We start from the raw sequence: 15,576 nt of genomic DNA on the forward strand, positions 1-15,576 counted from the left end.
TCGGCTTCCGCATACCCTCCCCCTCATGACGGAGTCGCAGGCCACCCACGAGAAGACCGGAACCAACCCGACAGCGGCCGCCCCGGAGGGCGTGCGCACCGCTGCCGACGTGGTCACGCCCGAGCTGATCGCCCAGCTCACCCGAGGCGTGGTCGGCTCGGGGCGGACCGCGAACCACACGCCGTTCACCGGTGAGAAGCTCGCCGACCTGCCGGAGTCGACGCCCGAGGACGTGGCCACCGCCTTCGAACGGGCCCGCGCCGCGCAGGAGGTCTGGGCGAAGACGCCGGTGCGCAAGCGCGCCGCCGTGCTGCTGCGCTTCCACGACCTGGTGCTCGCCCGCCAGGCCGAGGTCCTCGACCTCATCCAGCTGGAGACCGGCAAGGCCCGCCTGCACGCGCACGAAGAGGTGCAGGCCGTCGCCGTCGCCTCCCGTCACTACGGCCGCAAGGCCCCGGCCTACCTCAAGCCCCGGCGGCACACCGGCGCGGTCCCGACCCTGACCAAGGTGACCGAGCTGCGCCAGCCGCGCGGCGTCGTCGGCCAGATCGCCCCCTGGAACTACCCCCTCGAACTGTCGGTCGGCGACGCGCTCCCCGCGTTCGTCTCGGGCAACGCGGTCGTCATGAAGCCCGACACCGAGACCTGCCTGACCGCCCTGTGGGCCCGCGACCTGCTCATCGAGGCCGGTCTGCCCGCCGAGGTCTTCCAGGTCGTCCTCGGCGAAGGCCCGGTCGTGGGGCCCGAGTTGGTCAAGCACGCCGACTACGTCTCCTTCACCGGCTCCACCCGCACCGGCCGCGAGGTCGCCCAGGGCGCCGCCGCCCGTCTCGTCGGCGTCTCGCTCGAACTCGGCGGCAAGAACGCGATGCTGGTCCTCAAGGACGCCGACGTGGAGAAGGCCGCCGCCGGCGCCGTCCGCGCCTGCTTCTCCTCGGCGGGCCAACTCTGCATCTCCATCGAGCGGTTGTACGTCCACGAGTCGATCGCCGACGCCTTCCTGGAGCGCTTCGCCGCCCGGACGAAGGCGATGCGGCTCGGCACGTCCCTCGCGTACGGGGCCGACATGGGCTCCCTCGTGGGCGAGCGCCAGCTCACCACGGTGACCCGGCACGTCGAGGAGGCCGTCGCCAAGGGCGCCACGCTCGTCGCCGGCGGCGTCGCCCGCCCCGACATCGGCCCCTACTTCTTCGAGCCGACCATCCTCGACGGGGTCGAGGCCCCGATGTCCGTCTGCACCGAGGAGACCTTCGGCCCGGTCGTCTCGATCTACCGCTTCACGGACGAGGACGAGGTCATCGCCCAGGCCAACGGCACGCCGTACGGCCTCAATTCCTCGGTCTGGACGAAGGACGCCCGGCGCGGCCACGAGGTCGCCGCCCGGCTGCGCACCGGCACCGTGAACATCAACGAGGGCTACGCCCCCGCGTACGGCAGCGTCCAGTCGCCCATGGGCGGCATGAAGCAGTCGGGCCTCGGCCGCCGCCACGGCTCCGAGGGCATCCTCAAGTACACCGAGGCCCAGACGGTCGCCCACCAGCGGGTGATGCCGATGGCCCCGTCCTTCGGCATGGACGACGCGGCCTACGCCAAGTTCATGACCACCAGCCTGAGCCTGATGAAGAAGCTCCGCCTCAAGTAGCCGATTTCGTCTGCGGCCCGGTGGGGCTTCTCGCGCAGTTCCCCGCGCCCCTGGAGGTGCGGACTTCGTCCGCTACCTCCATAGGGGCGCGCCCCATCGGGGAAATGCGGCGCGAAGCGCCTGCATTTCAGGGGCGCGGGGAACTGCGCGACCAGCCACGACGCACCCGCACCCGGCAACGACCCCCACCCCCCCCACGGCGAGATTCCGAAGCCCGCACCAGATCCGACCCGCACAAGGAGACGCCCCCATGGCCCAGGCCGCGCAAGACCCCGGGTACGACTACGACGTCCTGGTCATCGGATCCGGCTTCGGCGGAGCCGTCACCGCCCTGCGCCTCACCGAGAAGGGCTACAAGGTCGGCGTCCTGGAGGCGGGCCGCCGCTTCGCCCCCGGCACCCTCCCCAAGAACTCCTGGGACCTCAAGAACTTCCTCTGGGCGCCGAAGCTCGGCATGTACGGCCTCCAGCGCATCCACCTGCTCGGCAACGTGATGGTGCTGGCCGGCGCCGGCGTCGGCGGCGGCTCCCTCAACTACGCCAACACCCTCTACGTGCCGCCGAAGCCCTTCTTCGACGACCCGCAGTGGAAGCACATCACCGACTGGCAGGACGAGCTCGGCCCGTACTACGACCAGGCCAAGCGCATGCTGGGCGTCCGCCTCAACCCGACGATGACCCCGGCCGACGTGCACCTGAAGGCGGCGGCCCAGTCCATGGGCATCGGCGACTCCTTCCACATGGCCCCGGTCGGCGTCTTCTTCGGCGACGGCGAGGACGCGGACGGCACCAGCAAGGCGAAGCCCGGCGCGCAGGTGCCCGACCCGTACTTCGGCGGCGCGGGCCCGGCCCGCAAGGCGTGCACCGAGTGCGGCGAGTGCATGACCGGCTGCCGGCACGGTGCGAAGAACACCCTGAACGAGAACTACCTGTACCTGGCCGAGAAGTCCGGCGCCTCCGTGCACCCGATGACGACCGTCGTCTCCGTCACGGACGACTCGCGGGGCGGCTACGCGGTCGCCACCCTGCCGACCGACGACAAGAAGAAGTCGGCGGGCCGCGTCTTCCGCGCCCCCAAGGTCGTCGTCGCGGCCGGCACCTACGGCACCCAGACCCTGCTGCACCGCATGAAGGCCGGCGGCCAACTCCCGTACCTCTCGCAGAAGCTGGGCCACCTGACCCGCACCAACTCGGAGGCCCTGGTCGGCGCCCAGACCACCGACCGGCGCTACCGCAAGAAGCACGGCGCGGCGAAGGCCGACTTCACCAAGGGCGTCGCCATCACGTCCTCGATCCACCCGGACGAGAACACCCACATCGAACCGGTCCGCTACGGCAAGGGATCCAACGCGATGGGCGGCCTGACCATCCTCCAGGTGCCGTACGCGGAGGGCTCGTCCCGCGTCGCCGGCTGGCTGGCGAACGTGGTCAAGCACCCGACCCTGCTGGCCCGTTCGCTCTCCAACCACCGCTGGTCGGAGAAGACCATCATCGGCCTCGTCATGCAGTCCCTGGACAACTCGCTGACGACGTACCTGAAGCCGGGCGGCGTCGGCAAGGGCCTGCTCACCGCCGAGCAGGGCCACGGCGCGCCCAACCCGAAGCAGATCAAGGCCGCCACGGACGGCGCGTCCGCGATCGCCGCCGAGATCAACGGCTTCGCCGGGTCGAACGTCGGCGAGCTCATGGGCACCCCGCTCACCGCCCACTTCCTCGGCGGCTGCCCCATCGGCGACAGCGCGGAGACCGGCGTCATCGACCCGTACCACCGGCTCTACGGGCACCCGGGGATCTCGGTGGTGGACGGCGCCGCCGTCTCCGCGAACCTCGGCGTCAATCCGTCCCTGACCATCACGGCGCAGGCCGAACGGGCCATGTCGTACTGGCCGAACAAGGGCGAGGAGGACCCGCGCCCGGAGATCGGCGCCGCGTACGTGCGGCTCGCACCGGTCGAGCCGAAGAACCCGGCGGTCCCGGCGGACGCGTTCGGCGCCCTGAAGCTGCCGTTCCTCGGCATGCCCGAGGTCCCGCCGAAGAAGTAGACAGACGAGAGAAGCAGGCAGACAAGAAAGGACCCGCACCCCCCTCCGAGTGCGGGTCCTTCCTCACTGGCGCGGCATGGTGCGCACTCAGCCCTCGGCGCCCACCTTGCGGCGACGCACGGAGTAGACGACACCGGCACCGGCGACGACGGCGATGCCGCCGATCATGCCGACGGTCGGCAGCATGGAGCTGGAACCGGTCTCGGCGAGGCTGCCGGTGGCCTTGGGAGCCTTCGACTTGTCGGCCGGCTGGTCCGAGACCGGGACCTTGCCGCCGGTCTGCGGCTTGGTGCCCGAGGTGTCGGTGCCGGCGCCCACGATCTGGAAGCGGTACGCGACATCGCCGGCGCCGACGCAGTCACCGTCGGAGTCGGCGTAGAGAGAGGCGCCGAGCGAGAAGGCCGCGCCGATCGGAGCGGCGGAGGTCACGTTGATCCGCATCGGGATGTTGACCTCGTAGCCGGGCTCGAGCTTGTCCGAGTAACCGACGAAGCCGACGGCGTCGCCGCCCTCGTTGAGGTCGAACCAGATCTTGGCGTCCGGGTCGTACGCCTGCAGCTGGACCTGCTTGCTGGCGAACAGGTTCTCGCCGGCCTGGTCCGCGGAGGCGCCCGCGAAGTAGCCCAGGTCCGTGAGGACGGAGTCGGAGTTGTTGGCGACGTTCAGGGAGAACTTGTGCCAGCCGCTGCCGCGGGCGATCTTGCCGGGCAGGCCGGTGATGCTGACGTCGGCCTTCGAGTCCGTGCACTCGTCGCCGGGCTCATCGGTGGGCTCGGCGGACTCGCTCGGCGTGCCGGACGGGCTCGTCGAGGCCGAGGCGGAGGCCGAAGCCGAGGCGGACTCGGAGGCGGAGGTGGACGGAGCGGACGGCTCCTCCGGCGCCGTCTCGGGCGCGGAGGTGGACGGGGCGGCGGTCTCCTCGGGCGCGGCCGGGGAGGAGGCCGGCGCCTCGGACTCGGCCGGAGCCGACTCCGACGCGGCCGGGGACGACTCGACGGTCGCCGGCTCGCCGTCCGCGAACGCGGCCGGCGCGGACAGGAGCGCGATCGGGGCGAGGGCGGCCGTCGCGGCCGCCGTCACGAGTGCGCGGCGAAGCTTCATTCAGGACCTCGTGGGTACGAAGGGCGGCCCCGCGATGGCGGACGCGGACGTGGCCGTGGTGTCGCAAAGAGGACCCTTGATCGGCGCGCATGGTTGTCCTGTTACTGACAGGGTCTTTATGTGACCTGGGTCACAACCTTCGGTGTGCGGGCTCGTACGCCCAGGTCATGCGCCCCGGTGAAGTGCAGCCCGACCCCGTCGGGTCCTTCCGGGAACAGGTCCGTCTTGTTGCGGTCCATGACATCGCTGCCGATCCGGCCGATCGGCACCGGCACCGCCGCGGCCGCCGACCGGTGCAGCCACAGCGTCCAGTCCGCCCGTTCGCCGTCGCGCCGCGCGGTCGCCTCCGCGTACGGCAGCGTGAACTCGAAGTGCTCGTCGGTCACCCGGACCACGGGCACCGAGAAGTCCCGCTCCGCGCCGGCCCGCGCGACGGCCACCACCCGCGCCCCGTCGAGCCCGCCGCGCACCCCGTACAGGGCCGCCCCGACCACGGCCCGCTCCGGCTCCGCGTCCACGTGCAGCACCTCGGCGTGCGCGGGCCGCAGCCAGGTCCGCAGCGCGAGGAACCCGTCGGACGTGGCGTACGGCAGCCAGGCCGCCACCCCGTCGGGAACCGTCCGGGGACTCGCCCCTACCCGCCGCGCCCGTTCGGCGAGCCCGCATTCCAGGCGCCGCCGCCGGTCGGTGCCGCGCGGCGCGACGTAGCAGTCCCAGCGGCCCTCGGCGAGGCGGTGCGCGTCCGCCGCGACCACGACCTCCCCGTCCTGCGGCACCGCGAGCCGCAGCTCCCGCCCTTTGGGGTCCCGGCGCAGCCGCGCGACGAAGTCCAGCGGCCCGGCCGGCAGCGTCGCCGCGTCGAACCGCACGGTGAACCCGCCGTCGCCGGTCGACCGGGCGAACGCCACGGGCGCCGTCGTCGGCTCGGGCGCGGACCCGGGCGCCGCGGCGGCCCGCGGCGCGGGCCCGGCGGACCGCAGCCGCCGCCACATCCGCGCCCCGAACGAGGGCGCGGCCGCGGTGGCGACCGGCATCGGTCTCTGCGCCGGAGCCTGAGCCGGAGCGGCGACACCCCGCTCCTGCCCCGCACCCAGCTCCCGGAACAGCTCCTCGTACCGGAGCGCCACCGCCGCCGGCTCGAAGTCCCGGGCCCGCTCCAGGGCCGCCGCCCCGAGCCGCGCGCGCAGCGCGTCGTCCGACATCAGCCGTCGCAACGCGTCGGCGTACCCGGCGACCCCCGCCTCCAGCGGCACGAGCAGCCCGTTCCGCTCGTGGTCGATGATCTCGGCCGGTCCGTGCGGGCAGTCCGTCGCGACCACCGGGACCCCGCAGTGCATGGCCTCGACGACGGTCATCCCGAAGGACTCCATGTCGGAGGTGACCGCGGCGATCGCCCCCTTCGCCCACTCGGTCTCGATGGGGGAGACCGGCCCCATGAGGCGCACCTGCCCGTACAGCCCGAGCCGGTCGATCCGCTCCCGCAGCGCCGCCTTCTCGGGCCCGCGCCCGTACAGCCGCAGCGCCCAGTCCGGATGCTCGGCGGCGACCTCCGCGAACGCGTCGACGAGCCGGTCGTAGCGCTTGACCGGGATGAGCCGCCCGGCCGCCACGATCACCTTGGAGTCCAGCGGCGCCCGCTCCACACCGGGCGCGGGCACCCCGTTCGGCACGCAGGTGATCCGCGTACGGACCTGGGGCAGCTCGGCGCGGTAGCGCGCGGCGTCGGCCTCGGACACGGTGACGAACGCGTCGAGCCCGGCCAGCGCCACGTTCTGCGCGTGGCGCACCTCGTCGGCGTGCCCGTCGAACGAGAGATGCTCCTGGCCGACGCGCAGATAGCGGTCGGCGCCGTACCGGGCGAGGTAGCCGTTGAGGATCGGCCGGGTCGCGATGACGATGTCGGCGTCGGTCCGGTCGAGGAACGCGGCGATCCGCTCGTCGTGCAGAGCGGTGTAGGCCAGTCGCCCTGTCCGGGTGCCGCGCTCGTGGTACATCGCGCACGGCTGCCGCGCGAGCGGCTCACGGTCGGCGCGGTCGGGGCTGTCCTCGCGCAGGTCGAGCAGGGTGGTCATCCGCACGCGCGGGTCGAAGGGCAGCCCGGTGCGGTCGAGCACCCGGTGCACGCTCACGACCTCGACGCTGTGCCGCTCGGCGAGCGCCGCCGACATGTTGGCCGTGGCACGGATGGTGCCGCCGATGCCGTACGCGTTGTTGAGCAGGAAGACGATCTTCTGCCGCGGGAGGGAAGAAGCGGGGAGGGAAGAAGCGGGGAGGGAGGAAGCGGGGAGGGAGGAAGTGGGGAGGGAAGAAGCAGGGGGAGTCACGATATGACACCAATGTTCCACTTATTACGCTGTGTTGAGCGTCATGTTCGAGCAGTACAACCATTTCGCCGATCCCCGATCGTTATCGGGAACGGGCGGTCAGGAGTGGTCCGGCACCCCAGGTCCCGGCTTTGATGGCGGCTCGGCGCGACCGCAAGGGCGGCGCGCTGTCGAGTGCATGAGGTGGGGAACGAAGTGAAGTCAGGTCTCGGGCGCACGCTGGCAGGGATCGGTGCGCTGGTCGCGCTCACGGCGACCGCGGGATGCGGCGGTGGCGGCGCGGACGACGGCGGCAAGACTGGCGACAAGCCGGCCGCGAAGGCCTCGGCCACGGCGAAGCCCGGTCAGGCGCCGCTCGGCATGGCGCAGCTGAAGAAGGCGGCGCTCGCCCAGGGCGATGTGAAGGGCTACCGGATCACCCCGGCCGCCGAGGACGAGATCCCGGACGTCAGCGTCCCGGCGAAGCCGGCGTCGTGCCAGGCGATCGCCGACCTGTTCCTGCTCGGCACGGAGCCGGACGCCGAGGCGCGGGTGGCGCGCTCGGTGATCTCGACTCAGGCGACGGACGCGACGCTCCTGAAGGTGGGCCTGTTCGGTCACGAGGAGGCGAACGCCAAGAAGATCCTCGCCGACGTGCGCGAGCAGAGCGAGAACTGCCACTCGTACGAGCACACCGACTACCAGTACAGCGACGTGAAGCCCGGCGAGGCTCCGAAGCTGGGCGACGAGGCGGTCGCGTTCTCGGTGCGCGGGAACGTCGACGGCACGAAGATGACGTTCGGGTACACGGTCGTGCGCAGCGGCTCGACCCTCGTCGTCTTCCAGGCGCTGAACGCGCTGGGCGGCGCCGAGGCCGAGGTGCCGGACGAGGTCGTCGAGACGCAGATGGACAAGCTGGAGAAGCAGGCGTAACCGCCGGCTCGTGGAGCAGGGGACCCGAAGCGAAGGCGTGGGGTCGGTCTACGCATCGTGCTCACCGATGGGGTCTTAAGTGCTGGTGTGGGGGAGGGACGGAGGCCGACCGGCCCCGGGCGTCCCCGGGACCGGCCGTTCTCTTGGTGTGACCGGGCTGCTGTCCCCTGCCGTCCGGTCACCGAGCTGAAGCGAGGTCCCACGACGTACGGCTTCACCGTGACGTCTCATCGCTCCAACGGAGCCACGCGTGGTTCGATCGGCCCGCCCCTGGCTGGCGCGGACTAACCGAACCAACGAACCCCTTGCCCTCCGGGTCACGCGCCGTACGGGTGAGCCGGGAATCGAACTCGGGTGCGGCTCCGGTGGGGGCGGGCCGCGCAGTTCCCCGCGCCCCTGAAATGCAGACGCTTCGCGTGGCATTTCCCCGACGGTCGAGCGCCCGATGAGATAGCGCACGAAGTGCGCATCTCAGGGGCGCGGGGAACTGCGCGACCAGCCCCCACCGGCCCGCGCCCGGCGACACACGGTCGGAGCTACGGCGGCGGCCGCGAACGCCCGGAAGCCCGACAGACCCGAGCCGGTAGAATCGGGGTCACGACTCCCCGCTCAGCCGCCGGAAGGCAACCCGTGTCATCAGCGACCCCCGCTGCCACCACCCCCGACACCGTCCTGGTCGTCGACTTCGGTGCGCAGTACGCCCAGCTCATCGCCCGCCGCGTCCGTGAGGCCCGGGTCTACAGCGAGATCGTGCCGAGCACCATGCCGGTCGCGGAGATGCTCGCCAAGAACCCGGCGGCGATCATCCTCTCCGGCGGCCCCTCGTCGGTCTACGCGGAGGGCGCCCCGCGCCTGGACCGCGCGATCTTCGACGCCGGCGTCCCCGTCTTCGGCATGTGCTACGGCTTCCAGCTGATGGCCACCGCCCTCGGCGGCACCGTCGACGACAACGGCGCCCGCGAGTACGGCCGCACCCCCCTCACCGTCTCCAAGGCGAGCTCCACGCTCTTCGAGGGCACCCCGGCCGAGCAGTCGGTGTGGATGTCGCACGGCGACGCCTGCTCCGCCGCCCCCGAGGGCTTCACCGTGACCGCGTCCACGGACGTCGTCCCGGTCGCCGCCTTCGAGAACGACGAGAAGAAGCTGTACGGGGTCCAGTACCACCCCGAGGTCATGCACTCGACCCACGGCCAGCAGGTGCTCGAGCACTTCCTGTACCGCGGCGCCGGCATCGAGCCGAGCTGGACCACGGGCAATGTGATCGAGGAGCAGGTCGAGGCGATCCGCGCCCAGGTCGGCGACAAGCGCGCGATCTGCGGCCTGTCCGGCGGCGTCGACTCCGCCGTGGCCGCGGCCCTCGTGCAGAAGGCCATCGGCTCGCAGCTCACCTGCGTCTACGTCGACCACGGCCTGATGCGCAAGGGCGAGACCGAGCAGGTCGAGAAGGACTTCGTCGCCGCGACCGGCGCGAACCTGAAGGTCGTCGACGCGAGCGAGCGCTTCCTGAACGCGCTGGCCGGCGTCTCCGACCCGGAGACCAAGCGCAAGATCATCGGCCGCGAGTTCATCCGCGTCTTCGAGCAGGCCCAGCTGGAGATCCTCCAGGAGGACGGCCCCGAGGTCGCGTTCCTCGTCCAGGGCACGCTCTACCCGGACATCGTCGAGTCCGGCGGCGGCACCGGCACGGCGAACATCAAGTCGCACCACAACGTCGGCGGTCTGCCCGACGACATCGAGTTCGAGCTCGTCGAGCCGCTGCGCCAGCTGTTCAAGGACGAGGTCCGGATGGTCGGCGCCGAGCTGGGTCTGCCGGACGAGATCGTCCAGCGCCAGCCGTTCCCCGGCCCCGGCCTGGGCATCCGTATCGTCGGCGAGGTCACCAAGGACCGTCTCGACCTGCTGCGCGAGGCCGACGCCATCGCCCGCGAGGAGCTCACCGCGGCCGGCCTGGACCGCGAGATCTGGCAGTGCCCCGTCGTGCTGCTCGCCGATGTCCGCTCGGTCGGCGTCCAGGGCGACGGCCGCACCTACGGCCACCCGATCGTGCTGCGCCCCGTCTCCTCCGAGGACGCCATGACGGCGGACTGGACCCGGATGCCGTACGAGGTCCTCGCCCGGATCTCGACCCGCATCACGAACGAGGTCGCGGACGTCAACCGCGTCGTGCTCGACGTCACGAGCAAGCCGCCGGGCACCATCGAGTGGGAGTAGTCCCCACGGTCGTCCAGTGAGAGTGCCGCCCACCGCACCGGTGGGCGGCACTCTCATTTCCGCAGCAGCGTGCGCAGCTCGGCGCCCGGGGTCCACACCTGGATGACCAGGAGGTCGCGCTCCACGTAGGTGCGGGAGACCTCGGTGATTTCGACGCGGAAGAGGTGGAAGTTCTCCGGGTCCGGGACATGGACGTGGTCCAGGTATCCGTCGAGGATCCCGGGCTCGTCCTCGGCCGGCCGGGCCCGCCCGCTGATGCGTACATCGCCTCCGCCCATCGAGGCGCCGTCCCCCGGATTGGCCTGGAGGGCGCACCGCGCGTCGCGCAGCAGATCCCGCACCTTGAGGGAGTCCGGCATCATGCCGAGCAGCAGCTCGCCGTCCAGGAAGGTGACTTCGAGCCCCGACGTGCGCGGTGACCCGTCCTTGCGGAGTGTGGCGAGGATGTGGTGCTTGTAGGCGCCGAAGCGTTCCTCGATCGTCTTGGCGAGGTCCGGTTCGACGGTGGCGAAGGCAGCCCAGTTCGACTTCATGCGTCGAGTCTGCCGCGCATACCCGCCACCCTCTGTCCCCTTTCCCCGGGTTTCCCGGGGCGTTTCGCCGCATTCTTTTCACAGCCCGGCTCTGTCGTCCTCGCGTCGCCGGAGGTACCTTCCGCAGCATGTCGACGCAGATCCCCGCCCCGATACCCACCGACCAGCTGCATTTCGCGATGCCGCCCGTGCACACCGACCCCGCCGACGAGCGGCGGTACCGCAAGGAGCGGCTCGCGGGGGCGCTGCGCAACTTCGGCCGGCTCGGGTACGAGGACGGGGTGTCGGGCCACATCACGGCCCGCGACCCCGAGTTCGAGGACTGCTACTGGGTCAACCCGTTCGGCATGCCGCTGCGGCACGTCACCGTCGGCGACCTCGTCCTGGCCAACGGGGACGGCCAGGTCCTGGAGGGCCGGTACCACGTCAACCAGGCGGCCTTCACCGTGCACGCCGAGGTGCACCGGGCCCGCCCCGACCTCGTCGCCGTCGCGCACTGCCACTCCGTCCACGGGCGGGCGCTGTCCGCGATCGGCGAGCTCGTCGAGCCGATCACCCAGGAGGCCTGCGCCTTCTACGAGGACCACGCGCTGCTCGACGAGTACACGGGCGTGTCCGTCGACGCGGGGGAGGGCAAGCGGATCGCGGTCGCGCTCGGCGCGTTCAAGGCGCTGATCCTGCGCAATCACGGGCTGCTCACCGTGGGCGACTCGGTGGACGCCGCCGCCTGGTGGTTCATCGCGCTCGAACGCTGCGCGCAGGTGCAGCTCGCGGCGCGGGCCGCGGGGCGCCCCGTCCTGATCGACCGGCGCCAGGCCGTCGAGACCCGCGAGAAGACGGGCAGCGACCTCGTCGCGTGGATCAACTACCAGAGCATGTGGCAGGACATCACGCGCAGTGAGCCGGAGTTCCTGGCCTGACCGGCCCCCGATCGGCCCCTGACCGGGCAGGTCAACACGCGTCCCGATCGTTCACCCGGGCGAGGCGGGCACGTGCGCCGGAGCGTGCGCCGCGTAAGGCACAATTCCCTCTCATCACAAGGAAGTTGATGACAGGCGACACGAGCCGCGTGACCGCTGTCGAACGATCTTGAAGGTGGGGCGTCGCGGTGGCGGTGCAGGAAGCCCGGCAGGGCCAGGGGACGCACGAGGGCGGCTGCGCGTGCGGCGACTGCCCGCACGGTGCGCGCGAGGGGCACCGCCGGGCCGTCGCCGCGTTCGCCGCCAAACGCGACGAGTTCGCGGCCGGGCAGGGACTGCCGCCCGCCGTCGAGCACTCGGCCGGCGCCTCCCGCCAGTGGATCTCCGACGAGCTGACCCAGTCGGCGCGGGACGTCACCGAGCGCGGCCGGGCGGAGAGCGCCGGCTGGCTCGCCGCGCTGTGGCCGCGCACCCTGTGGGTGGTCTGGGGCGGCGTCGGCGTGCTGCTGCTCGTCCAGCTCCTCACCGCGTTCGGCGCCGGCTGGACCACCGCCCGCTCCGCCGGACTCGCCGCCGCCGTCGTCCTGGCCGGGCTGCTGACCTGCGCCGCGTCTCTGCACCGGGCGCGTGGCGGCGCCCTCGCCCCGCTCATCGGCGAGGACAACCGGCTGTCCACCTCGCGCGCCGTCGCCGCCGCCGTCCTCCTCCTCACCGTCCACGCCGTGCTCGTCCTCGCCGGTGAACTCGCCGTCGCCGCCGGACCGGCCCGCCGCGACGCCCTCATCGACGGGCTCGAACTCGCCCGGGCCGCCGGCCTGCTGACCGTCCTCGCCGTCGTCTGCGCGGTCGCCGTCCTCGTCCGCCGGGTCGTCGCCCTGCGCGTCGCCGGGCAGCGCCTCCAGAAGGTGCGGGCCGCCCGGCCGCGCGCCGCCGACCTGCTCACCGACGACGCCGGACGCGGCAGCTTCACCGACACGCAGTACGTCGCCGTCAGCGCGGCGGCGGTCGTGTGGGCGGCGGCCCGCCTCGCCCGCCGCCCCGACCAGCTGCCCGACCTGCCCTGGGGGCTCGCCGTCCTCGTCGTGGTCTCCGCCGCCACGTATCTGTGCGGCAAGTACGCGGAGGGCGGCCGGCCGGTGATCCTCTCCGTGGTGCGGGCCCGCGAGGCCGGTGACCTGGACGCGCCGATCCGCACCGGCGACGACATCGAGATCCGCGGCACCGGGTTCGTGCCGCCCGGCGCGGGCGGTGCCGAACAGCTGGCCCGGGTCGCCGTCCGCATCGGCCCCGTCCATGTCCACGTCCCGCTGGTCCCGGTCCCCGGCGGCTTCACCAACCCCACCGACACCCTGCTCACCGTGCCCGTACCGGTCGACGTCGAGGCCGGCCGGGTCGAGGTGCAGGTGATCACCGCGACCGGCGTCGAGACGAACCGGGTCACCGTCGACGTACTGGACTGACCGCCGGGCAGATTCCGCACGTCCGAACGGCCGCACGACTGAGCCGGATCGCGCTCCCGTACGTATCGTCAGATGACGGGTTGCAGGCATCAGGCGCGGAGAGGCGGCGGACCGGCGATGGCACACGGCATGCGGACGGACGTGCACACGAGCTACGTCGAGGGGAGCACGGACTGGCGGGACTCCGCGCAGCGGTTCGCCCTGCTCCCGCTCCGGATATTCCTCGGCGTCACCTTCATCTACGCGTCCTTCGACAAACTCACCGACAGCGCGTTCTTCAAGGCGAGCGGGCCCGGGTCGATCGGGGACCAGATGCACGGGGTGCGCGACATCTCCGCGTTCCCCGAACTGGTCGACCTGGCGCTCAAGTCGCCGTCCGCCTTCGGCTACGCGATCGCCCTCGGCGAGCTGGCGGTCGGGATCGGGACGCTGCTCGGCATTCTCGCGCGGGTCGCGGCGCTCGGCGGCGCGCTCATCTCCCTCAGCCTGTGGCTCACGGTCAGCTGGGCCACGGAGCCGTATTACCTGGGCAATGACCTGGCCTACCTGATGGCATGGCTCCCCCTGATCCTGGCGGGGGCGGCGGTCTGGTCCGTCGACGCGTGGTGGCGCGAACACCGGGCGCGGCCGTAGCGGGTCCGGGTCTCGTCGCTGGGTGCGGGCCGGTGGGGCTTCTCGCGCAGTTCCCCGCGCCCCTGGAAGGCATGCGGCTTCGCCGCGCCTTCCCCAGATGAAAGGCGCCCCGCACCTGTATCGGGGAAATGCGACCCGAAGGGTCCGCATTTCAGGGGCGCGGGGAACTGCGCGACCAGCCCTCACCCACCCGCACCCGAAAACGCTCAGTCGGAGCTACGGCGCCGCCCCCGCCCCCGCACCCGCACGAGCTGCGTCACCACCCCCACCAAAAGAGCCACGCACAACCCGCCACCCACCAGAGGGAAGGCGACCCACCAGGGAGCCGTCCAAGCCTCACCCGCGTCACCGAGATAGACGACCGCCGCGACGAGCAGCACCACCCCCGCCACCAGCCGCCCCGGAAAGAAGTCATGCCGCACGGGACACCTCCACCTGTCCGAGCCCGACCTCGACCTGGACCCTGATCAGGCCCACGTCCGCACCGCCCCGCGCCGCGGGCAGCGTCACCTTCTCGTCGACGTCCGGCCGCACGTCGACGTCCTTCGACGGATCGTCGGGCAACCGCACGGCACCGACCCCGACCTGGAGCCGCAGCTCCACCCGCTCGTCCTTCGGCAGCACGAGTTTCACCCGCCCCGCCCCGACCTCGATCCGCGTGGACACCGACGCGCCCCGCGCCACGTCCACCCGGGACAGATCGAGCGTGCCGGTGCCGGCCCCCAGCTCGTAGCGCGGCGCGACCCGCGCCGCGCTCGCCGGCGTCCAGGTCTCCCGCTTCCAGTCCTTGCTGAGGTCCGCGGGCAGCGCGGCGGACGCCGTGAGCAGCCCCGCCGTGAGCACCGCGAGCACGATCGTCCCGGCCCCGGTCCGCCCCCGGAACGCGCTCACCGCGATGCCGAGTCCGAAGACCCCGAGCGCGCAGGCGAGCCCGGTCTGCAGACTCGCCGACAAGGTCCGCTCGTCCCACGTGACCCCCGTACCGACGCCCGCGGCGACCAGCGCGCCCAGGAACACCCGCCCGCCGATGCCCCGCGGCCCGCGCGGCGGTGCGGGCGGAGCGGGACGCTTCGTCGCGGGCCCGCCCCCGGCCCCGTACGCGGAACCGAGGTCCTCGCTGCCGTCGGGCCCCCAGAAGTACCCGGTGCCGCCGACGTGCGTGCCGTCCTTCACGATCGGGTCCCGCCACCAGGAGGGCGCCCCGGAGACCGGCGGCGCCTGTGCCTCGGGCGGCGCGTCGGCGACGGCCTGCGCGGCCACCGGGTCGGGGTCGGCGCCGCGCCGCTGCTGCGACCAGTAGCCGGTGCCCGCGAGCAGCAGGGCCAGCACGGCGGCGAACGTGAGCACGCCGCCGTTGTTCAGCATCGACAGGAACAGTCCGCACCCGAGCAGCGCCGTGACGATCGCGGCGAGCCCCGGCCCGTCGACGCGTCCCGTGAGCAGCTTGCGGAACTCGTTCTCGTCCTCGTCGTCGTAGGGGACGAAGAGCCACGCGAAGCCGTAGAAGATGAGGCCGACGCCGCCGGTCACGGAGAGCACGGCGAGTCCGATCCGGAAGATCACCGGGTCCACGTCGCACTGCCGGCCGAGCCCCGCGCAGACCCCGCCCAGCGTCTTGTACCGCCGGTCGCGGCGGAAGCGGGGCGGGGCGTGGGTGCCGTCGGGGACCGTCGGGTCCGTCGGGTTCTGGGGGGCCTGCGTCATACGTCCATGGTGACGGCCCCGTGCCGCCAGGGGCAGCAGGGACAACCCTGGCGGAACCCTGAGATCGCCCCGACGCACTGCCGGCCCGCACCCGA

Annotated in this window: 11 protein-coding genes; 7 read left to right on the plus strand and 4 right to left on the minus strand. The window is 72.3% G+C overall.

Annotation, left to right across the window (positions count from 1 at the left end; translation table 11 throughout):
- The first annotated feature begins 25 nt into the window (after positions 1-25).
- The gene (locus ACZ4E1_RS31445; protein ID WP_467545890.1) at positions 26-1,642 is read left to right on the plus strand and encodes a succinic semialdehyde dehydrogenase; all 1,617 of its coding nucleotides are present in this window, start codon (positions 26-28) and stop codon (positions 1,640-1,642) included.
- Positions 1,643-1,892: 250 nt separating this feature from the next.
- Positions 1,893-3,683, plus strand: coding sequence for a GMC family oxidoreductase N-terminal domain-containing protein (locus ACZ4E1_RS31450; protein ID WP_467545892.1), 1,791 nt, complete (start codon positions 1,893-1,895; stop codon positions 3,681-3,683).
- Positions 3,684-3,770: 87 nt separating this feature from the next.
- Here the strand turns inward: ACZ4E1_RS31450 and ACZ4E1_RS31455 are convergent, their stop codons facing one another.
- On the minus strand, positions 3,771-4,784 hold the full coding sequence (locus tag ACZ4E1_RS31455; protein WP_467545893.1) for a hypothetical protein: 1,014 nt from the start codon (positions 4,782-4,784) through the stop codon (positions 3,771-3,773).
- Positions 4,785-4,900: 116 nt separating this feature from the next.
- Entirely contained in the window at positions 4,901-7,108 is a 2,208-nt protein-coding gene (locus ACZ4E1_RS31460; protein WP_467545895.1) for a glycosyltransferase, read from the minus strand.
- A 195-nt stretch (positions 7,109-7,303) separates the two neighbouring features.
- Here ACZ4E1_RS31460 and ACZ4E1_RS31465 point away from each other — a divergent pair, with 195 nt between their 5' ends.
- On the plus strand, positions 7,304-8,020 hold the full coding sequence (locus ACZ4E1_RS31465; RefSeq protein WP_467545897.1) for a hypothetical protein: 717 nt from the start codon (positions 7,304-7,306) through the stop codon (positions 8,018-8,020).
- A 630-nt stretch (positions 8,021-8,650) separates the two neighbouring features.
- Positions 8,651-10,231, plus strand: a complete 1,581-nt coding sequence (guaA, locus tag ACZ4E1_RS31470) for a glutamine-hydrolyzing GMP synthase (RefSeq protein WP_467545899.1) — start codon at positions 8,651-8,653, stop codon at positions 10,229-10,231.
- 53 nt (positions 10,232-10,284) lie between these two features.
- On the opposite strand, the gene ACZ4E1_RS31475 is transcribed toward guaA, so the two are convergent.
- Entirely contained in the window at positions 10,285-10,764 is a 480-nt protein-coding gene (locus tag ACZ4E1_RS31475) for a pyridoxamine 5'-phosphate oxidase family protein (protein ID WP_467545901.1), read from the minus strand.
- Positions 10,765-10,892: 128 nt separating this feature from the next.
- Between ACZ4E1_RS31475 and ACZ4E1_RS31480 the strand changes: the two genes are divergently transcribed.
- The 3 genes from ACZ4E1_RS31480 to ACZ4E1_RS31490 all read left to right on the plus strand — a co-directional run bounded on the left by ACZ4E1_RS31480 (position 10,893) and on the right by ACZ4E1_RS31490 (position 13,777).
- Positions 10,893-11,684: a class II aldolase/adducin family protein gene (locus tag ACZ4E1_RS31480; RefSeq protein ID WP_467545903.1), complete on the plus strand. Its 792-nt coding sequence runs from the start codon at positions 10,893-10,895 to the stop codon at positions 11,682-11,684.
- 188 nt (positions 11,685-11,872) lie between these two features.
- A complete protein-coding gene (locus tag ACZ4E1_RS31485; protein ID WP_467545904.1) occupies positions 11,873-13,144 on the plus strand; it encodes a hypothetical protein in 1,272 nt (423 codons plus the stop codon).
- A 117-nt stretch (positions 13,145-13,261) separates the two neighbouring features.
- Positions 13,262-13,777: a DoxX family protein gene (locus tag ACZ4E1_RS31490; RefSeq protein WP_467545906.1), complete on the plus strand. Its 516-nt coding sequence runs from the start codon at positions 13,262-13,264 to the stop codon at positions 13,775-13,777.
- Positions 13,778-14,188: 411 nt separating this feature from the next.
- On the opposite strand, the gene ACZ4E1_RS31495 is transcribed toward ACZ4E1_RS31490, so the two are convergent.
- Positions 14,189-15,481 carry a PspC domain-containing protein gene (locus ACZ4E1_RS31495; RefSeq protein ID WP_467545908.1) on the minus strand — a complete coding sequence of 431 codons (1,293 nt, stop codon included), beginning with the start codon at positions 15,479-15,481 and terminating at the stop codon, positions 14,189-14,191.
- Between the last annotated feature and the right edge of the window lie 95 nt (positions 15,482-15,576).

This window comes from Streptomyces sp. NPDC025806 (assembly GCF_055558275.1).